This is a genomic window from Undibacterium sp. YM2 (assembly GCF_009937975.1).
Classification (GTDB): Bacteria; Pseudomonadota; Gammaproteobacteria; order Burkholderiales; family Burkholderiaceae_D; genus Undibacterium.
In genome coordinates this window covers 3057443-3078333 of sequence record NZ_AP018441.1, presented here as the reverse complement: position 1 = coordinate 3078333, position 20891 = coordinate 3057443, and the positions used below count along the sequence as shown (strand labels likewise).

At 51.9% G+C, this 20891-nt stretch carries 12 protein-coding genes; 8 read left to right on the top strand and 4 right to left on the bottom strand.

Features of this window, described 5'->3' with window-relative positions; all coding sequences use genetic code 11:
• Window positions 1-48: 48 nt before the first annotated feature.
• The 7 genes from odhB to UNDYM_RS13875 all read left to right on the top strand — a co-directional run bounded on the left by odhB (window position 49) and on the right by UNDYM_RS13875 (window position 10509).
• Complete coding sequence (gene odhB / locus UNDYM_RS13905) at window positions 49-1308, top strand: 2-oxoglutarate dehydrogenase complex dihydrolipoyllysine-residue succinyltransferase (protein ID WP_162041570.1); 1260 nt, start codon at window positions 49-51, stop codon at window positions 1306-1308.
• 33 nt (window positions 1309-1341) lie between these two features.
• Window positions 1342-1674 (top strand): PspC domain-containing protein, encoded by a 333-nt coding sequence (locus UNDYM_RS13900; RefSeq protein ID WP_162041569.1) that lies wholly within the window; start codon window positions 1342-1344, stop codon window positions 1672-1674.
• Between the two features lie 75 nt (window positions 1675-1749).
• Entirely contained in the window at window positions 1750-3177 is a 1428-nt protein-coding gene (gene lpdA, locus UNDYM_RS13895; protein WP_162041568.1) for a dihydrolipoyl dehydrogenase, read from the top strand.
• A 145-nt stretch (window positions 3178-3322) separates the two neighbouring features.
• Window positions 3323-4420, top strand: a complete 1098-nt coding sequence (gene zapE / locus UNDYM_RS13890) for a cell division protein ZapE (protein ID WP_162041567.1) — start codon at window positions 3323-3325, stop codon at window positions 4418-4420.
• Window positions 4420-4824, top strand: a complete 405-nt coding sequence (locus tag UNDYM_RS13885; RefSeq protein ID WP_162041566.1) for a hypothetical protein — start codon at window positions 4420-4422, stop codon at window positions 4822-4824. The genes zapE and UNDYM_RS13885 overlap by 1 nt, the downstream gene beginning before the upstream one ends.
• A 263-nt stretch (window positions 4825-5087) precedes the next feature.
• Complete coding sequence (locus UNDYM_RS13880; protein ID WP_162041565.1) at window positions 5088-9026, top strand: DUF2339 domain-containing protein; 3939 nt, start codon at window positions 5088-5090, stop codon at window positions 9024-9026.
• Between the two features lie 64 nt (window positions 9027-9090).
• Window positions 9091-10509 (top strand): DUF3999 family protein, encoded by a 1419-nt coding sequence (locus UNDYM_RS13875; protein WP_162041564.1) that lies wholly within the window; start codon window positions 9091-9093, stop codon window positions 10507-10509.
• 27 nt (window positions 10510-10536) lie between these two features.
• Here UNDYM_RS13875 and UNDYM_RS13870 read toward each other — a convergent pair whose 3' ends face one another.
• Window positions 10537-11703 (bottom strand): pyridoxal phosphate-dependent aminotransferase, encoded by a 1167-nt coding sequence (locus UNDYM_RS13870; RefSeq protein WP_162041563.1) that lies wholly within the window; start codon window positions 11701-11703, stop codon window positions 10537-10539.
• A gap of 43 nt (window positions 11704-11746) precedes the next feature.
• Window positions 11747-12379: a uracil phosphoribosyltransferase gene (gene upp / locus UNDYM_RS13865; RefSeq protein WP_162041562.1), complete on the bottom strand. Its 633-nt coding sequence runs from the start codon at window positions 12377-12379 to the stop codon at window positions 11747-11749.
• Window positions 12380-12584: 205 nt separating this feature from the next.
• Between upp and UNDYM_RS13860 the strand changes: the two genes are divergently transcribed.
• Window positions 12585-18305 (top strand): hypothetical protein, encoded by a 5721-nt coding sequence (locus tag UNDYM_RS13860; protein WP_162041561.1) that lies wholly within the window; start codon window positions 12585-12587, stop codon window positions 18303-18305.
• A 99-nt stretch (window positions 18306-18404) separates the two neighbouring features.
• Here UNDYM_RS13860 and UNDYM_RS13855 read toward each other — a convergent pair whose 3' ends face one another.
• Together UNDYM_RS13855 and UNDYM_RS13850 are read right to left on the bottom strand one after the other, a co-directional pair.
• Window positions 18405-19346, bottom strand: coding sequence for a retropepsin-like aspartic protease (locus UNDYM_RS13855; RefSeq protein ID WP_162041560.1), 942 nt, complete (start codon window positions 19344-19346; stop codon window positions 18405-18407).
• A 154-nt stretch (window positions 19347-19500) separates the two neighbouring features.
• Window positions 19501-20862 carry an ATP-binding protein gene (locus UNDYM_RS13850; protein ID WP_162041559.1) on the bottom strand — a complete coding sequence of 454 codons (1362 nt, stop codon included), beginning with the start codon at window positions 20860-20862 and terminating at the stop codon, window positions 19501-19503.
• Between the last annotated feature and the right edge of the window lie 29 nt (window positions 20863-20891).

Genomic DNA, 20891 nt, shown 5'->3' with positions numbered 1-20891 from the left:
TGCCAGAAGCTGGTACCGCATTTGGCTACCCGAATCGGAGAGTAAAAAATGGCAATTATCGAAGTAAAAGTTCCTCAGTTATCTGAGTCCGTCGCAGAAGCAACCCTGTTGTCCTGGCATAAAAAAGTTGGCGAAGCAGTTGGCCGTGACGAAAACCTGATCGACGTGGAAACTGACAAAGTCGTACTGGAGCTGCCAGCCCCAGATGCTGGCGTGATCACACAAATCATCAAGGGTGATGGCAGCACGGTTGTTGCTGGCGAAGTTATCGCTATCCTGGATACAGCCGCAAGTGCCGGTACTGCAGCAACTCCAGCAGCGGCACCAGTTGCTGCTGCGCCTGCCGCAGTTGCGGCAGCTTCTTCTGACGCAAAATCTTCTGCTGGCGTGGCAATGCCTGCAGCAGCAAAAATCCTGTCAGAAAACAATCTGACTGCAGCTCAAGTTGACGGCTCCGGCAAAGATGGCCGTGTTACCAAAGGTGATGCACTGGCAGCCGTAGCCGCCAAACCTGCTGCGGCACCAGCAGTTGCACCTCTGGCTGCTCCTGCAGCTGGCAAGCCAGCACTACAACAAGTTGCTGCACCAGCTATCGCCAGCCTGGGTGACCGTCCTGAAGAGCGCGTACCGATGAGCCGTTTGCGTGCCCGTATCGCTGAACGTCTGGTGCAATCGCAATCGACCAACGCTATTTTGACAACTTTCAACGAAGTCAACATGGCACCTGTCATGGACTTGCGTAACAAGTACAAAGACAAGTTTGAAAAAGAACACGGCGTGAAACTGGGTTTCATGTCTTTCTTCGTCAAGGCTGCCGTTGCTGCATTGAAAAAATACCCTATCATCAACGCTTCTGTTGACGGTAACGACATCGTTTACCACGGTTACTTCGACATCGGTATCGCTGTTGGTTCCCCACGCGGTCTGGTAGTACCTATCCTGCGCAATGCGGACCAAATGACGATTGCTGAGATCGAGAAGAAAATCGGTGAATTCGGTGCCAAGGCAAAAGACGGCAAACTGACACTGGACGATCTGTCTGGCGGTACTTTCTCCATCTCGAATGGTGGTACTTTCGGATCCATGTTGTCTACACCTATTATCAACCCACCACAATCCGCAATTCTGGGCGTGCATGCGACCAAGGACCGTGCCGTGGTTGAAAATGGCCAGATCGTGATCCGTCCTATGAATTACCTGGCAATGTCTTATGACCATCGCATCATTGACGGTCGTGAAGCAGTTCTGGGTCTGGTGGCAATGAAAGACGCGCTGGAAGATCCAGCCCGCCTGTTGCTTGATCTGTAATTCAGGTTCAACCCACAAAGCGAGAATCATTCCGTGAATATCGCTGACGAAATCAAACGTCTGCATGAACTGCATCAGGCAGGAGCCCTGTCTGATGCAGAATTTGCACAAGCCAAAGCCAGATTGCTGGCAACTGGTGACACTTCCGCATCCGGCAATCAACAGAGCCAGGGCTTTAATCATTTGAACCAGTTCCGCCGGTCAAAAAGTGACCAGTGGCTGGGTGGTATCTGTGGTGGTCTTGGACAGTTTACTGGCCTGGATTCCTGGATATGGCGTTTGATGTTTGTCTTCTTCAGTCTTTACTTTGGCGCTGGCGCAGTGGCTTATTTGCTGGCCTGGATCTTCATCCCCGAAGAGAGCTGAAAACTACAAGGCGAAGAGTGGACGTCACGACTGAATTCGGCGCTAAATTCATATACACAAAATCAGGATATTTTCATGAGCAAACAATTTGACGTCGTCGTTATCGGTGGTGGCCCTGGTGGCTACATCGCCGCAATCCGCGCTGCCCAACTGGGATTTTCTACTGCCTGTATCGATGCATGGACCAATGAAAAAGGTGGCCCGGCTCCAGGTGGTACATGCACTAACGTAGGTTGCATTCCATCCAAGGCTCTGTTGCAGTCTTCCGAGCATTATGAGCATGCTGGTCATGCTTTCGCTGACCACGGTATCAATGTACAAGGCCTGGGTCTGGATGTGGCCAAGATGCTGGGTCGCAAGAACACTATCGTCAAGCAAAACAATGACGGTATCCTGTTCCTGTTTAAAAAGAATAAAGTGACTTTCTTTCACGGCCATGGTTCTTTTGTTAAAGGCGATGCCGCCGGTTACGAAATCAAGGTTGCTGGCAAGACAGAAGAAACCATCACTGGCAAACACATCATCGTGGCGACTGGCTCGAATGCACGTGCATTGCCTGGTGCTGCATTTGACGAAACGACTATCCTGTCGAACGATGGCGCATTGAAGATCGCAGAAGTGCCGAAAAAACTCGGCGTGATCGGCGCTGGTGTGATTGGTCTGGAAATGGGTAGCGTCTGGCGTCGTCTGGGCGCTGAAGTGACAGTGCTGGAAGCATTGCCGACTTTCCTCGGCGCTGTGGATGAACAAATCGCTAAAGAAGCACACAAACTGTTCGTCAAACAAGGCCTGTCCATCAATCTGGGCGTCAAGATAGGTGAAATCGTCAACGGTGGCAGCGATGTGACTGTCAACTACACTGACGACAAGGGCGCTGAGCACAAGGCAGTGTTCGACAAACTGATCATCTCTATTGGCCGTACACCTAACACCAATGGTTTGAATGCAGAAGCTGTTGGCCTGCAACTGGATGAACGTGGTTTCATCGCGGTGGATGGTGATTGCAAAACGAACCTGGCCAATGTCTGGGCCGTCGGTGACGTGGTACGTGGCCCTATGCTGGCACACAAGGCAGAAGAAGAGGGTGTTGCCGTGGCTGAGCGTATCGCCGGTCAGCATGGTCATGTGAACTTCAATACCATCCCATGGGTCATCTACACATCTCCGGAAATCGCATGGGTAGGCCGTACTGAGCAGCAATTGAAGGCTGATGGCGTGGCTTACAAAGCCGGTACTTTCCCATTCATGGCGAATGGCCGTGCCCGTGCGCTGGGTGATACTTCAGGTATGGTCAAGTTCCTGGCAGATGCCACGACAGATGAAATCCTCGGCGTGCACATCGTTGGTCCTATGGCATCTGAATTGATTTCCGAAGCTGTAGTGGCGATGGAATTCAAGGCATCGGCAGAAGACATCGCCCGTATTTGCCATGCACATCCATCTCTGTCTGAAGCAACGAAAGAAGCAGCATTGGCAGTCGATAAGCGTTCATTGAATTTCTGATTCAAGTCGCTTGTTTGAAATCTGGGCGTAAACTCGCGCCCACATTGGCAGCGCACTCTGTCCTCAGTTTGATTGGGGTAGGGTGCGTCGCTTTTTACCCGCTTGCCATGCGCAGGCAAGCCAGCAAAGATAGTATCCCTCGCCCATGAATGTCATAGAGTATTATCAGGATGCCTTGAGTCAGCGCGGTTTTCAGGCCGATGAGGCGCAAAAGCGCGCAGTTGATCGCTTGCAGACAGCCTATGAAGAATGGGTGGAGTACAAGGGCAAGCGTGCGAATAAATTTACCCGTCTGATCACCCGTCCTGAAGTACCGCGTGGCGTTTATATGTGGGGCGGAGTCGGGCGCGGCAAATCATTTTTGATGGACAGTTTTTATTCAGTTGTGCCAGTGGTGCGCAAAACCCGCCTGCATTTCCATGAATTCATGCGCGCCGTGCACAGGCAGTTGGACGAACTCAAAGGAGTCGCTGATCCGCTCGATGAAGTGGCACGCAGGATCGCCAAGAAATATCGTCTGATTTGCTTTGATGAATTTCATGTGTCTGACGTGGCAGACGCGATGTTGTTGTATAACTTGCTCAATGCCCTGTTTGAAAATGGCGTGTCCTTCGTCATGACATCGAATTACCAGCCTGATACTTTGTATCCAGATGGCTTGCATCGCGACCGCATGCTGCCAACGATTGCCTTGCTGAAAGAAAAACTCGATATCCTAAATGTAGATTCCGGCAATGATTATCGCAAGCGTGCTCTGGAACAGGTACAGGCCTACCTGACACCATTGAGTGCAGCTACGGACAAGACTTTGCGCGATATTTTTGCCCGGGTTGCAGAAACCAGTGATGAAGACCCGCAAGTCGATATCGAGGGGCGCAAGCTCAAGTCCTTGCGCCGTGCTGGCAGCGTGATCTGGTTTGACTTTGCCACTTTATGTGGCGGACCACGCTCGCAAAATGATTATCTCGAAATCGCCAGTCGCTTTCATACTGTTGTTTTGTCGTCGATTCCGCGCATGTCGGCAGCCATGTCTTCCGAGGCCAGGCGTTTCACCTGGCTCATAGACGTGTTTTACGATAACAAAGTGAAACTGATTATGTCGGCAGAAGTGCCGCCTGAGGAACTTTATACCAATGGTACCTTGTCTAATGAGTTTCACAGAACAGTGTCACGCATCATAGAAATGCAATCAAAAGAATACATGGATGCTGACCAACGCCAACTTGCGGAGAATATTGCCTGATGAATCGTTTATTGCCTGTAATCCTCGTATTGCTTGCGCAAATGATATTTGCTGCACATGCGCTGGCTACTCCTGGTAGTACTGAACTTACACAGATTGCCAATCTGTCTGCGAGTCTGGATCAAAAATATGCTGCAGGTACTATCAGCAGCGCAGAGCAGGCCGAAATTGCCCTGCAAGAAAGTAATGCAGCGCAACTGCGTTTGCAAAGCTGGTACGAACAGTCTGAGCGAGCTTGTCACGATACATTTTTTGTCAATGATTGTCTCAGTGATGTTAAACAAAAGCGCCGTCTATACATCGTTGCCTTGCAGAGAATTTCCCTGGAAGCCAAAGCCTTGCAGCGTAAACTCCATATAGAACAACTAGACAGAGAGCTGGCGCAACGCCAGGCCAAGCCCTGATCGCTGAGAGATTTGTAACTGGCTGTAAGTCTTTTTCCTTATCAAATGCCGCTATTTGAAGGCGGCCTCCGGGTTTTTAGTTACTGAAACCGGGATAGCACTGCTGGCGCAATGCCCACAAGTGATAGCTGTCTGTTGCACGCGGCAAGATTTGAATATGGAATCCCATCCTGCGCTGCGATATAAGTATTGCAAGTCTCTAAAAATTTCCTTACAGTCTGGCGTTAGCCGCATTGGCATACTGTAATCCAAGGAAATGATATATGTGGTTTGTGGGCGCAATCATAGGCTTTATTTTGGGCGTGGCGACCGGTTCTGGTGCCGCCATGTTCTTTTTTGCTTTGACCGGCGGCTTTGTTGGATATCTGATCGCCAGTTCGCGCAAGACTAATACCAATACCAAGCCGGTGGCGAATAAACCAATAAACCAGCCTGCACAAAACAAACCTGTCGATGCAATGGCAGAGATGCGCCAGAAAATCTTCACGCTTGAACACCGGCTGCAAACGCTGGAACGTGAAATGGCCGAGCTCAAAGCCGGCGGCGTGATCATCAAGAATGTCGCAGCACAGCCAGAACCGGTAAGTCAGCCGGCTGCAGAAGAAACAGCAGTGGCAGAACCCCAGGTAGCCCTTGCTGCTGCAAAAGCAGCCGACGCCAGCACTAGCGTAGCTGTGCCGCTGACAACGGCATTTGGATCACAGGCTGAAGCTGTTACTGCTGACGCGCAAGAGAATGCGCAGCCACCAGCGCTGGACCTGGAGATACAGCCTTTGGAAGAAGCGATACTTGCCAAAGAAATTTCCGCGGTCGTTACAGAGCAAGTCACTCCAATGACAGTGGCTCAAGTTACAGAGCCCTTGGCAACTGTAGAAGCTGCAGCAATTGAATCGCCAATAGTAAGTCCCGCCATCGTAAAACCGCCGGCATCCAAGCGCCCACCACCACCGCCTCCAAAAACCTTGAGAGAAAGCTTGCCTGCACCGCTGGCGAAACTGATTTTTGGTGGTAATGCACTGGTCAAAGTCGGTGTCCTGATCTTGTTCCTGGGCCTGGCCTTCTTGCTGCGCTATACCGCAGAGCGGGTTACGGTGCCGGTGGAGCTGCGTTACGCAGGTGTGGCTCTGTCTGGCGTGGTCTTGCTGGCACTGGGCTGGTTCTTGCGTAGCAAGCGCCGCGACTATGCCTTGATATTGCAAGGCATGGCGATAGGGGTGTTTTACCTGACTACACTGTCAGCAATGAAATTGCATGCGCTTATCAGTCCTGATGTTGGCTTCGGCTTCCTGTTTCTGGTGTCTGTTCTCAGTGCCATATTGGCGGTCTTGCAAAATGCCCCTGTGCTGGCCATTGTTGCCGCAATTGAAGGTTTTGCCACCCCTGTTTTGATTTCCACCGGTGAAAACCGTCCGCTAGGTTTGTTCACATATATGGCCGTGCTGGATATAGGTATCTTCGTGGTCGCCTGGTTTAATGCCTGGCGTGTGCTGAACCTGATCGGTTTTGTTGGTACTTTTACCCTGGCATTGGGCTGGGCTGAGCGGAGTTATACCGATAGCCAGTACAGCATAGTCCAGCCTTTCCTGATTTTTTTCTTCGTCCTGTTTGCCCTGATAGGCTTGCTATTTGCCCGCCGCACTCTGAAAGAAGCGGAAGTACAGGAAGGCCCTTTGGATACCCTGAAGCGGGTAGGGCGAGTTGATAGTGCCCTGGTATTTGGCAATCCCATCACCGCCTTTGGCATGCAATACATGCTGGTCAAACATACCGAGTTTGGTGCAGCCTTTTCAGCACTGGCAGTCGGTTTCTTTTACCTGCTGCTGGCCAGGTTCGTATTTTCCAAAGCCAGGCAGGGATTGGCTCTGCTGGCAGAAGCCTATGTCATCGTGGCTGCCATCTTTGCCACGCTGGCAATACCATTGGGGCTGGAAGGCGCATGGACAGGTGCTGCCTGGGCCATAGAGGGTGCCGGCATGTACTGGCTGGGCATACGCCAGCAGCGTCCTTATGCACGCGGTTTTGCCTATGTTGTCATGGTGGGGGCGGCGTACAAGCTCTTGCATGGTATCTACGTCAATCCCGAGGCAACGGGGCCATTGTTGCAGGGTGGTTTGCTGGGCCCGGTATTGCTGGCAATTAGCTGCTTTGTGGTCTGGAATCTGCATAGAAAAGCCAAACCAGAGAATATTGCGAGCTGGGAAACCATGCCAAATGCAGCCTTGCCGTGGCTGGGTACAGCTTCATTGGCTTTATTGCCCTGGATGTTGCTGGTTCCACAGTTTGCAGCTGCGGCGATGGCTGTCATGGCCTTGCTGGTATCGGCCATTGCCCGTCGTTATGTGCTGAAGGCTTTTGAACATATTTCTGCCACTTTACAGGCGGTAGCGCTGGCGTCTTTCATGCTGACCCTGCATGTTGCCGCCAATGGCAATGCTGCACTGGAAGATGGCTGGAAAGGTGGCCTGGCTGCCCTGATCATTGCTGGCAGCATATTGTTCAGTGCCGGGCGCTCCATGGTGGCGACCAAGCAGACTGCACAGGCGCAATCCTTGCCGCCAGCCTGGTCAATCTGGAACCAGGTGGCCATTGTCAGTGGCAGCGCACTGTTACATCTGGCCATGCTGTTTGCCATCAACCTGACGCAGGCATCATTGATCTGGCCATTAACTGCTTGTCTCTTGCTATGGGTCGGTTTGCGCATGTCGCATGGTGCACTGGCAGGTTTCTCTGCTGCTTTGCAAGTCATTGCGGCTGGGTTGTGCCTGGTGGAACCGGGCAAATACCAGGGCACGGCATTTGCACACCTGGGCTTTTTGGTACCTTTGTCGCTGGCTGTGTCTGCATGGCTCAGTGCTGATCTGATCCGGGCTGAAGCTGCCAGAATGCGTACAGTGTTGCTGGACTTGAGTGGGTTCGGTCATGCTGCAAAACCGGATGAGGTCAATACTTCGGGGCAAAAACTACCATCGGTCTGGCTCAATCCCTGGTGCAACAGCAAGCTGGCGCTTGGTTTGCCAGTTGTATGGGGGCTGGTATTGTGGTTGAGTGCCTGGTTCCCTGAGAGTCTGGAAGCATTGGTGCGCACAGATCACCGCAATTATTCTTCGACCGTTGCTATCGTGATAGGTTTGGTCAGTTCAGTCCTGATGGCGGCTCTGGCAGGCTGGCGTCATTGGCCGCAAATGGGTTTTGCCACGATCGTCACTTTGCCCTTACTGATTTTTGCTGGTTTGATAGGCATGGTCGGCGCGGATGGATCTTATTTGCCATCTGCAAACCTGGGCTGGCTGGCCTGGCCTCTGGCACTGGCCTGGCATTTGCAGCTACTGAAGAAGCAGCAAAACTGGATGGCTGCTTCTTCGCCACTCTTGAGTCTGACGCATATCGCCGGTTTCTGGTTCTTCCTGTTATTGGCAGCCCGCGAAGGTCAGGCACGCCTCGCGCCACTGGCTGATACCTGGTCAAGCTGGCCATTACTGGGTTGGGTGCTGGTGCCTGCGTTGGTCTTCTGGTTCATTGGTGCCAAACCGCTGGCAGTCAGATGGCCGCTCAATTCTTACCGTAAAGCCTATATAGAGCAGGCATGCGCACCCGTTGCCCTGTATTTGCTGGCATGGTGCTGGTTGACCAATGCCTTCAGCGCGGGCGATGCCAGCCCCTTGCCTTATCTGCCTTTACTGAATCCGCTGGAATTGGGGCAATGGCTGGTGCTGGCGTCCTTATTGCACTGGTGGCGCGCTTTACCTCTGGCTGCGCTCAAGACAGACACCAAACATGCTGCGACAGCATTGGTAGCCGCTACAGCCCTGGCTTTGTTGACAGGCATGGTCTTGCGTAGCTGCCATCATTTTGCTGGCGTGCCTTGGGATGCAGATGCCTTGTTTGCTTCGCGCCTGAGTCAGGCTGCTGTTTCCATTACCTGGGCAATTTGTAGTGTGGCTGTCATGTTGTTTGGTAACCGCCGCATGTCACGCAGCACCTGGATAGCTGGTGCTGCCCTCCTGGGCGTCGTGGTAGTGAAACTGTTCCTGATAGAACTGGCAGACCGTGGCGACGTTTACCGTATCGTCTCTTTCATTGGTGTTGGTATCTTGGTGCTGGTGGTTGCTTATTTTGCCCCTGTGCCTGTCAAGCCCAAAGAGCCACAAACGACATTGGCAGAGGATAGTGACGCACCGGAAGATCAGGGGAAGGCATCATGAGTATCAACAGGCGTATCAACAAGCTGACCCTGAAATTGCAATCGAAGCTTTCATTGCTGGCTGCTTGTGCAATTGCCTCCAATGTGGTTTTGGCACAGGCGATTGCACCGCAGCTAAAACACGCTGTCATCACCAGCACGGGAGGGGCCCGTATTTTCAACTGGATATACCAACCAGTATTTACCCTGGCAGCCTGCATCCCGATCTGCATGATGTACGTGTGCGCAATGCTGATGGTGATCTCTTGTCTTTTGCCTGGGCAGACGCAGAGACGGCGAGTGCCAAGCTTGAGAGTGCTACGGTCAGTGCGTTTCCTTTAAAAGATATACAAAGCAGCAGCTTCAGCAGTTTCCGGCAAAATGCAGATGGCTCACTAAGCGCCTTGTCGCAAGTGAAAATCACCAGGCAAAATCCTGTGCCTGCCTGGATTATCGATGTCAGCAAAATCAAGGGCAAGTTATTGCAAGCCAGGTTCGGTATAGCTGAGCAGGTGGATGGCATGTTCGGCTTCACACTGGAAAGCAGCAACGATCTGAAAAACTGGCAATCGCTGGGTAGCGAGCAATTGGTGCAATTGCGCCACCAGGGTTCCATGTTGCAGAATCTTGGTATCAGGCTACACCATGTCAGCGCCCAGTATTTGCGCCTGCGCTGGAATAATCCTGCAGTTGCACCCTGGCTGGACAATGTCAGCATAGACAGCCAGCAAGAAGTCTATACACCACCAGTTTTACAATGGAGTAAGCCTATTCCTGTGAAGGCTTGTGCTGCAAATTATTGTGATTACTCTATCCCGGACAACACGCCTATCGACAGCCTGCGTTTGCTGGTCAGCGAGCCCAACACCCTGCTACATATCACGGTGCTGGCGCAGGTGACGACGACAACTGCGCCGGTGTCTTCGTATCATCACAGACATAGTCCGTTATATCCTCTGCATGTCTTAAGGAATCAGAAGCGTAATGCTGAAGTGCAGGTAGTAAATCAACAAGTCTGGTTGAATGACAGCCTGGTCTATAAAATCAATCTTCAGAATGGTGAAGTGAAATCACCTGATTTGCTCTTGGATGGTGCCAGTTATAAGACTTTGCGCTTGCAAACCGATAGCCCATTCAGCAAGCTGGGCAAAACCCTGCCTGAGATACAGATCGCCAGCTTACCGCGCAGGCTGGTTTTTCTGGCGCGCGGCAAACCGCCTTATCAACTCGAATGGGGAATGGAGAACAAAGAGGGGGCTGCAATACCTTTGACAACGCTCATTCCCAAAATGGATTTGAGCAAGCCAGTGCAGGCTGATATCGCCAGTGTGGAAATTGCCGACTATGTCGCACCTCAGGCTGTGGTCAAACCAGTCGCTGAAAAGACACCCGCCAAAGAGCACAAACCCTGGTTATGGGCGGCATTAGGTGTTGGTTTATTATTATTGGGCGGGATGGTATGGTCCCTGCTGAAGAATATGTCAGAAGATAAGGCAAAGACCTGAGTATTTGCTCAGGTCTTGTAATGGGAATTAAATGTTTTGCAGGCGCTGCAAGGCGTCTTGCAGGGTAGTATCCTGCTTGGCAAAGCAAAAACGCACGATGCCAGATTCCTTGCCTTGCTGATAAAAAGCAGAAACCGGGATGGCTGCCACACCAATCTCAGTCGTCAGCCAGCGGGCAAATTCCAGTTCAGTCATGTCGGAAACTGCTGAATAATCAACCGACTGGAAATAAGTGCCAGCACATGGCAGCAAGCGCAAGCGTGAATTGGCCAGGCCGGCCCTGAACAGGTCACGTTTCTTTTGATAAAAGTCCGATAGCTCCAGATACGGAGCAGGCTTGCTCATATACTGCGCCAGTCCCACCTGCATAGGTGTATTGACGGTAAAGACATTGTATTGATGGACCTTGCGGAACTCTGCCATCAGTGCTGCCGGTGCCGTTACATAGCCAACTTTCCAGCCTGTCACATGATACGTTTTGCCAAAGCTGGAAATGATAAAGCTGCGCTCGGCCAGTTCAGGGTAACGCGACAGCGATTCATGGCGCTGTCCGTCAAATACCATATGCTCATACACTTCGTCTGAGGCGATCAAGACCTTGGTGTCGCGTACGATATCTGTCAAGGTGGCGATGTCATCCACGCTTAGCACCGATCCGGTAGGGTTGTGCGGTGAATTCAGCATCAGCAAACGGGTCTTGTCAGTGATGCTGGCTTTTACTTTATCCCAGGGAATGGTATAGCCATTTTCACCCAGTTCCATGCTGACAAATACTGGCACACCGCCTGCCAGCTTGATACTGGATACATAGCTGTCATATGCAGGTTCTATGACAATGACTTCATCACCTGCATGTACGCAGGCCAGCAAGATGGTCAAAATACCCTGGGTCGCGCCAGCAGTGACGGTGATTTCAGTATTCACATCATAAGCGTGACCATAGATGTTCTTGATCTTGGTGGCTATTTGCTCGCGCAACTGCGGCATGCCTGGCATCGGCGGATATTGATTGTAATTATCCGTCATGGCCTGTGCTACCAGAGCAGGCAGAGCAGGGTCGCAGCTAAAGTCAGGGAAGCCCTGACCAAGATTGACCGCTTTTTTCTCTGCTGCCAGGGCAGACATCACTGAAAAGATGGTGGTGCCCACTTCGGGCAATTTAGACTCAGGTACGAAGCGGGCAGTAGTCGTCATCAGTGAAACTCTTCAAAAACTATAAGCGATTGATATAAAACGATTATTTTGTACCAAACAAACGGTCACCGGCATCGCCCAGGCCAGGCACGATATAACCATGTTCATTGAGATGGTCATCAATTGAAGCAGTCACGATAGGTACATCAGGATGGGCCGCATTCATGACCTTGATACCTTCCGGGGCAGCCAGCAGGCACACGAATTTGATCGTCGTCGCGCCACGCAGTTTCAGGCGGGAAATGGCGGCAGCGGCTGAGTTGCCAGTTGCCAGCATGGGGTCAACCACGATCACCAGGCGTTCCGCAATATCTTCCGGCACCTTGAAGTAGTACTCAACTGGTTCCAAAGTTTCAGGGTCGCGGTACAGGCCGATATGGCCTACACGTGCATTTGGCAGCAAATCCAGCATGCCATCCAGGATGCCATTGCCAGCGCGCAATACCGAGATTACGCACAGTTTTTTGCCGCTGATGGTTGGGGCATCAATGGTGGTGATCGGTGTCTCGATCTTGACCAGTTCAATCGGCAGATCACGGGTTACTTCATAGGCCAGCATCTGGCTGATTTCACGCAACAGACGGCGGAAATTATCCGTCGGCGTGTCTTTGCTGCGCATGAGGGTCAGCTTGTGTTGCACCAGCGGGTGTCTGATTTCGGTAACGAGTTCGTTCAAGGTAATTCTCCGGCAATGTTGAGTTGACCGCTATTTTACGTCCCAGCCAGCATTAAGGGAAACGGATAAATCAGGAATTGAGGTGTTTTTCCACTTCTGCTCCAGCCATCATCAAATTTTTCTTGATTGATAATCCAGTATAAGAAGTTCCGGCATGGCAGGGCCCGCGATGACGGTGAACGACTATCAGATCAGGAGTGCATAAATGGACAGCAATCAGGCGTTGTTAAATAAATTATCTCTGGGAGATTACTCCCTCGATCGCCATGGCGACCGCAAGGACAATTATTTGCCACCAGACGAGGCAATTGAGTCCAACACACGCATCGATGTGAAAGGTATTCGTGAAGCCATCGCACGGGTAGAGGCAGAAGCCAGGGCCACCGTAGCAGCTGAAACAAGGCTGAAAGCAGAATCGCAAGCCAGGGCACTGGCAGAAACCAGGGCGCAGGCAGAAGCAGAGTCCGCCGAACTGGCGCAGCGCAAACTGGCACTGGAACAAGAAGCCATTGCCGTTGCACAGGCAAAACTGATGGCAGAACGCCAGTCACGTGCTGCCAGTGAAGCCAGAATAGCTGCCACCGCCGAAGAAACCAGGAATCTGCAAGAACGCGCACTGATAGAGTCACGGGCCCGTGAACAATCAGAACAACGCGCCAAACTCGAACAACAAGCCATAGAAAAAGCCGAGCATCAGTTCAAGGCTGAGTCAGAACTGGCTTCTCAAGCCCATGCCGAAGCAGAAAAACTCGCAACGCAAACTGCCAATGCCCGCAACTGGGCTGCAGAACGCTTTGCCGCATCCCAATCTGCACGCCAACAGGCAGAAGAACGCGCCCGCGCTGATGCCCGTATCACTGAACTGGCACGCGAACGTGAAAAACGCGACCGCGAAGCCCGTGAAACGGCAGAAATGCTCGCCAAAGTCCGCAGCGAATCCCTGCAAATCAGCAAAGAACGCGACCAGGCAGAAGCCATGGCGTTGGAATATGCCATCAATCGCGCGCCAGTGGAATTGCGCGCCCGTGAAGATGCACTGGCGCGCGTTGCCTTGGAGCAAGGTCAAGAGGCAATTGCCCAAGCCAGAATGGAGTCTGAAAGAAAGGCAGCAGAAGCCATACAGTTGCGCATGCAGTCAGAAGAAGACTTGCGCATTGCTGCCAACAAACGCGAACAGGCAGAGAAAATTGCTGCTGCGACAGCACAGGCCCGTCGTGAAGCAGAAGACAAAATTCGCATGGTGACTGAGTCGCGCATACGCGCAGAGCGCGAACTGCAATCAACTGCCATGACGCGCATAGAAAACGAACAGCAAGCCGACCTGCAGGCACGCGCGAGACAAGCTGCTGAAGCCGCATTGGCAGAAGAAGCACGCCAACGCCGTCTGGCTGAGCAAGAAGCTGCCGACAATGCCCGTCAGCGCGTCGCTGAAGAGCAACGCGCTGCCAAGCTGGCCAAAGAGCGCCTGGAGATCGAAAAACAGGCAGTACAAGATGCCCGTGAAAAAGCCGATTCTGAACAACAAGCCTTAAGCGCTAGCGCATTCCAGGCTGAATTGCTGAAACGCGCCAATCTGGCTGCCGCAGATAAAGCAAAAAAAGCCCAGGAATTGATGATGGCTGAAAAAATGCGCGCTGCAGCAGAACAAAAAGCTGCTGCCGCCTTGCAAGAGAAATTGGCTGCTGAGCGCAAAATGACAGAAGAAGCAGAAGCCCTGGCCAAGGCAGAGCAATCTCATGCCGAACTCTTGCGTCTGCAAGAACAGGCAGAGCATGCCCGTCGCATCGCTCAGGAATCAGAATGTGTGGCAGAAAAACTGAACCTGGAAAAAACCATGGAGCAGGTGGAATTGCAGCAAAAAATGGCCGCAGCCGCTGCCAGAAAAAATCAAGATGCCAGCGAACTTCTGCGCGTCCAACAGCAACGCACTAATGATGAGGTGAAAGCGATGGAACTTCAGGAAGAAAAACTACAGGCAGAACGTCGCCGTGCCAATGCAGTGCAACAAGTGCTGAAGGCAACCCAGGAAAAACTGCAACTTGAACAAGCCGCCCAGCAAGAAGCTGAAGCCAGGTTACGCGCAGAAGAGGAGGCCAAGGCAATTGCCGCCGCCAGGGAGCAAGCTGAACGCGAAGAAAGACTGGCGCTGGAAGCGAAACTCGATGCTGAAAAAACTACTCTGGAACAAACAGAGCTGCAAAAAGATGCGCAATGCAAGGCAGCCAAGGTCGCTTTGCTGATTAGCCATCAAGCCACAGAAATGGCGCGTGCAGAACAAATGCGTCTGGAAGCAGAAAAGCAGGCGGCAAGAGCTGCTCAGGAAAAACTGGAGGCTGAAAAAACAGCCGCCGAGCAAGTTATTGCCCGTGCGCATGCTGACCGTGAGCATACTGACGTCCTGAACGCACGCCAACAGCAAGAGGCCGAAGCCCGTGCGGCGCGTCAAGCCATGATTGCCGCTGAACAAGTACGCCTGCAAAAAATGCAGGAACATGCAGATTTGCAAAAGCAGTCTGCAGTACTGGCACAAACCAAGGCAGTAGAGGCTGAGGAGCTGGGCAAGACTTTGCGCTTGCGTGCAGAGTCCGAGCAAAAAGCCCTGAACCTGGTTCAGCAAAAACTGGAAGCAGAAAAACGCCTGACAGCAGAATTGCAAGCCAAGGCAGCGGTAGAGCAAGAACAACGTGACCAGCACCTGGCCCGTCTGCAATCTGAGCAAGCTTTGCGTGCTGCGATGGAAAGCAAGGTCGCAGAAGAAAAAAAACTGCTGGAGCAAAACAATCAACAAGCCAAGGCTGAACAACAAGCGGCAACTGCCGCTGCAGCAAGGGTGAAAGCTGCTACTCAATTGACGCAACTTGAACAGGAAAAAGCCAAATCGCAGCAGCAGGCAGCGATGGCTCTTGAGGAGCAAGCCAGGCTGGAAAAACGAAAAGCTGATGCTGCAGAGTTGGAAGCAAAAGCTGCAACAGAAAAACTTGCCGCAGAACAAATTGCCACAGAAGCAGCCGCTGCCAGAGCAAAAGCAGAACAGCAACATGCACAGGCTGCAGCAGTCAGGGCCAGGGCAGAGCAAGAAGCCAATGAATTGGCAGCCGCCAAATTGCAAGCTGAACAAGCCTTACAAATCCAGGCGCAAGCCTATGCTGCCAGCCAGCATAAAGCCCACGAACTGGTCATTGAAAAGAATAAAAAAGTTGCTGAACTTGACGCTGTCTTGCAACAACGCCTGGTAGATGATCAGGCCTTGCTGGACACCACAGCAGCCAGACTGCAGGCAGAACAAGAAGCGCACGCAGACGTGCAAAGTCGTTTGTCCTGCGAAGCTGAGGCACAACAGTTTGCTGAAGCTCGCGCCCGTGCTGAAAAAATTATCCGCGCCGCAACCGAGGCAACCCTGGCATCAGAAAAAGCCCTGTTCCAGGAACTGGCTGCTCATGCTGATGCACAAAGTCTCATGGCTGAGCTGCTGGCACAACGTCTGCAACAAGAGCAGGAATTGTTGGCTGCACAACAACAACGTATCGCTGCTGAACAAGCGGTACTGGACAGCCTGACAGCCAAACAACAGGCAGAGCTGGCAGCTACTGCAGAAGCAGAAGCGCGTCTGGTGGCAGAACAAGCGCAACACAAATTGATCACTGAGCGCCAGGCTGCTGAAGCCCAAGCACGCGAACTGGCAGAAAAATTCAATGAAACTGAAAAACAATGGTTGGCACAAGCGGCTCAGGAAGCATTGATCAAACGCCAGGCAGCCGTCGCACTCGAAGAAAAAACAGCTTTGTTGCTGGAATTGAGTCGTGCCAGCCAGGAAAAAATTGCTGTCGAACAGCAAATCAGTGCTGAACTGAAAACCAAACTGGAACAGGAAGAATCTGCGGAAATCACCCTGCAAGCCAAATTGGCGATAGAACGTGAATTTGCCGAAGCCGCAAGCGAACGTGCCTATAAAGAGCAAGAAGCTCTGGAAGCCACCTTGCGCCTGGCAAATGCTGAACAAGCCTTGCTGGCCCGTTCTGCTGAACATGCAGAAGCGCAGCGTCTGGCAGCAGAAGCGACAGAAACCAGATTGCGCGAAGCAGAAACTCTGACCATGACAGAAAACCAGCGCGCTTCTGCTGAGCTTGAAGCATTGAGCCTCGTACAGCAAAAACTGGCGGCAGAACAAAAAGCAGCGCAAGAAGCAGAGCAACGCAAACTGGCGGAGCAAGAATACCTGAGCCTGTGCGAAATTCGCGCCAACGCAGAGCAAGATGCCAATGTCGCCATACAGGCCAGGTTGCAAAGCGAAAAAGAAGCAACTGAGCTGGCAAATGCACTGGCAATATCCGAGCAACAAGCCACTGAAGCAGCGCAGACTCGTGCTGAAGAATTGTTCATCTTGCAGCAAGCGGAACAACAACGTGCAGAGCTGGCGCAGCGCGAAATCATCACCATCCAGCAGCAAAGACAGATGGAGATGGATAGCCTGCAAATGACGCAGGATGCCTTGCGCCTCATAGAAGAAAAAATGGAAGCTGAACGTCTGGTCATTACGGCGACAGAAGAGCGCGTACGTCTGGAGTCAGAATTGGCAGAACAAAGCAAGCAACGCGCAGAACAACTGTTGATCGCTAACGCCCTGGAACAAGAAAAACTGGCACTGGAACGTGAAATTGCAGAGGCCACAGCTTTGCAAATCGCTGCCGATGAACAAGCACTGCCAGAACTGCGTGCCAAATTATTGGAAGAAAGCCAGCTTGAAACCCTGGAAGCGCAAAGGCTGGAAAAAGAACAAGCCCTGGCTGCAGCGATAGCCGCACGTGTTGAAGAAGAAAACATATTGCTGGCCCACGCTGAGCAGGCATTGGCTGTGGAAGCAGAATTGAAAGCTGAATTCACATCGAAACTGCAAACTGCTGAAGTCCAGAGACTGGAAAAAGAACAGGCTTTGGCCGCAAGCTTTGCAGCACGTACAAAGAAAGAGAATGACTTGCTCAAGCAGGCTGAGCAAGCCCTGGCAGTAGAGGCAGTATTGCAGGCTGAGCTGGCATCCAAACTGGAAGCGGCTGAAGCACAAAGGCTGGAAAAAGAACAGGCACTTAATGCTGCTATCGCCAAACGCATGGAAGAGCAAGGTGCGCTGCAAGCCAAACTCGAAGAACAATTGTCATTGGAAGCGGCATTGCAAGAAGAGCTGCAGCAGCAATTAATTGCGGTTGAAGTTCAAACCCAGCAAAAGCAACAGGCATTGGCAGATGCGGCAGCAAAACGTATCGCCGATGAAAAAGCCTTGCAGGCGCAACTGGAAAAACAAGCTGCCGACGAAGCAGAACTGCAAGCCATGTTGCAACAACGTGCTGAGCAACAAGCTGCTGCTCAGGCATTCATTGAACAGGCGTTGGCATCTGCCAGGGAATGGCAAGAGCAAAGCAGATTGCAGATCCAGCAACAGCAAGAAGAGTTGCAAGCTGAGGCAGAAATGGCGAAACAAACGCTGGAAGCCGAACATCATGAAGCAGAACAACTGGCGCAAGCTTTGATCACCAAACTGCTTAGCAACAGGCAAACATCAGAAGAATGGCGTCAACAGGTTGAGCAAATGCTGGCAGCAGCACCGATCACTGTGGCTTATGATGCGACAGCTCCGCAAGATGAAGTACAAAAACGCTTCCGCCTGCGCCCATCTGTCATCGCCGGTTTGTTGTTGTGTGCTGGTATTGCAGGTTTTGCCGGTTTCAGTAATTTTGCGTTGAGCGGCGCGACAGCTTCCCGCGCAGTGACGCAAAAAACGGCCGTGTTGGAACAACTTGCGCCAGTCGAGAAAGTGAATGGCGGCTTGCACATGACTTATGAGTTGGCTGCTCCTGCTGATCCAGCACCCTCTCAGGCAGACGAGGGCAGTAAGGCTGCAGCTACTCAGCTTGCTTTGGCGGGTAGTCGCTAAATAGAAGTAACGCCTGGACAAAAAAAGCCGCGCAATTTGCGCGGCTTTTTAACTATTGCATCGCAATGGGCGATTAATGTGCGCAGGTAACTAACGCAATTAACGCAATTCCAAAGTCAAAAATTCTACTCCTTGCGTCTTGGAAGACGCCATATTGAATTGCGACAGCGATCCCTGGCCCAGCAGTGGCTGGCAGGTTTTGCACACTGCGGCGGTAACTTTGCGTAATTCAAATGGACCAACTTTCATATTGTCGATCGTGACGACGCGGGCTTGTATGATCCGTCCATCCGCAGTCTGCATATTAACGAGCGGTTTTACCACTTTGTAGGACACTTTGGAGTCGTTAAGCATATCGTCGCTGAGCGTGGTTTTGGTGGCGCCGGTATCAACCATAAAGGCTTCTATTTTGTTGTTGCCAAGCTTTACAGGAGCGTAAAAATGCTCTTTGGTCTTTGGCAGGCGCATGCTTTTCACCGTTGTGGTGGCAGTTTGTCCCTGGCGTTCCAATGACGATTCAATGGCGATGCGCTGGCCGTCGAAATAATGGCCGTGCCCCTGTGCTTCCAGTGACGAATCGAATGAGGCGAGCAGGGCCAGGGCTTCAAATTCGCGCTTGCGCATGACGAGATATTTCGCAACGTCGCCACGCACGTTCACCAGACTGGGAATTATTGCCAGTGTTTTATAGCCCCAGCCTATGGCTTCTTCTATGCGACCGGTTTTTCCAAGGCTTTCTGAATAAGCAGCGAACAAGTCGTAGGCGCCCTCTCCCATACTGATGGCTTTTTCAGCCTGAACGATACTCGCCTCCGGTTTGTCTGCCCAATGATAAGTGATTGCCAGACTGGCGATGGCTTTTGCGTCGGTGGGACGCATTTTGATGTATTGGTTCCAGTTTTTTTCTGCGCAATCATAGCTGCGTACTTGCATGCATTTTACAGCGCCATCTTTATAGGCCGAAGGAGGATAAGTTTCTGCAAAGGCAGGTAAGCTGATTGCAATGCAGGTGACGAGCAGGGCTGAAATTTGGTTACGCATGAGTTTATTGGTCTTTAAGAGCCCTAAAAATTGCGGCAATTGTAACATTTAAACTTTTCTGTAACAGAGGGTTTTATTGATGTGCGTCAGGCTATTTGTTCCGGTATTAAGGTCAGGTTGTCGGATCAAAACCATCTTTGGAGTCAGTAGAGGATCAGGCTTCTTTTGCTTCCTGTAGTGCTATCACGATGACAAAACCGCCTTCAGCATGATTGTAGATGCGCAATTTGCCGCCATGGCTTTTGATAATGCGATCGACAATGGCCAGACCCAGACCAGAGCCATTGGCCTGGCTGCGCGAAGCATCACCACGGGTGAAGGGGCGGAGCAATCGGACCAGGTCTTGTTCTGCCACACCCAGCCCATGATCACGGAAGCTGATTTGTATACCCAGCTTTCTGTCCTTGTTTTTGCGTGAGCATTGCACGTCGAGTGTGATGACGGGGGAACCTGGGGTTTTTCCGTAGCGACAGGCATTTTCCACGATGTTGTTGAACAGACGCCTGAGTTCAGTCAGATTGCCATTGACATAGATATTTGGTTTGATCGCGGTGCGCAGGCGCAGGTTTTGAAAGCGAAAAGCCTCATCCATGACTTGCTGCATGACTTCGCTGATGTTGATGCGTTCGAATTCGACTTTGTCCAGGGGCTTGGCGTAATCGAGGAACTGGCTGATGATGTCATCCATTTGCTGCAGATCGGATTGCATGCCGGTCCTGGCCTCATCACTGAGGCTGGCCATTTCGACCTCAAGCTGCATGCGTGCCAGCGGGGTGCGCAAATCATGCGAAATACCGGCCAGAATGATGGACCGGTCGGTTTCTATCCTGACCAGATCTTCCATCATGGTATTGAAGCTGACATTGGTCTCCCGGATTTCTTTCGGGCCTTTTTGTGGCAGAGGTGGTGGTTGTTTGCCTTTGGCGACAGCGCGTGCTGCATTGCTCAAACGTGATAATGGGTCATTAATGAGCTTGGAGATGATGGCCGCACCCAGCAAGGTCAAAAAGAGAGTCAGGATAGCCCAACTGAATAATTGCTGCCCTATAGGAGGGTCCAGGCGGTCTTGCTCCAATCTCAGCCAGTAATGATCATCTTCAATATCAAAGCTGATCCAGAAGCCGCTGATACCGTTGAGTTTGCTGGCAAAGCGGGTGTTATTCCCCAGTCCGCGCAACATCAGGGGCCGGGATTCAAGAAAGAAGGGCGTGGCTTCTGGCTCTTCTACACGATCAGTATCTTCCAGCAGGTAGATCTGCACACCTTCTTTGTTGGCCAGGTCGCGCAAGAGTTCATGCCGTTTCTCTGGGGCAGAGTGGGTCAGAGCCGCACGCGTGATGGTGACAATGGAGACAATTTGCGCCGCCATCTGCTGCGCCCGTGGTGCTGTTTCCAGTGTGCGAAAATTGGACATCCAGGCCAGCATACTGGCGGTGACAAGCACGGCCAGCATGAGGAAGGTACGCCAGAACAGTCCGCTTTTTAGCCAGTCCAGACTGTTGAGGTAGTCACGCATTCAAGTTTTGCAAAGAAAACAATCTGATG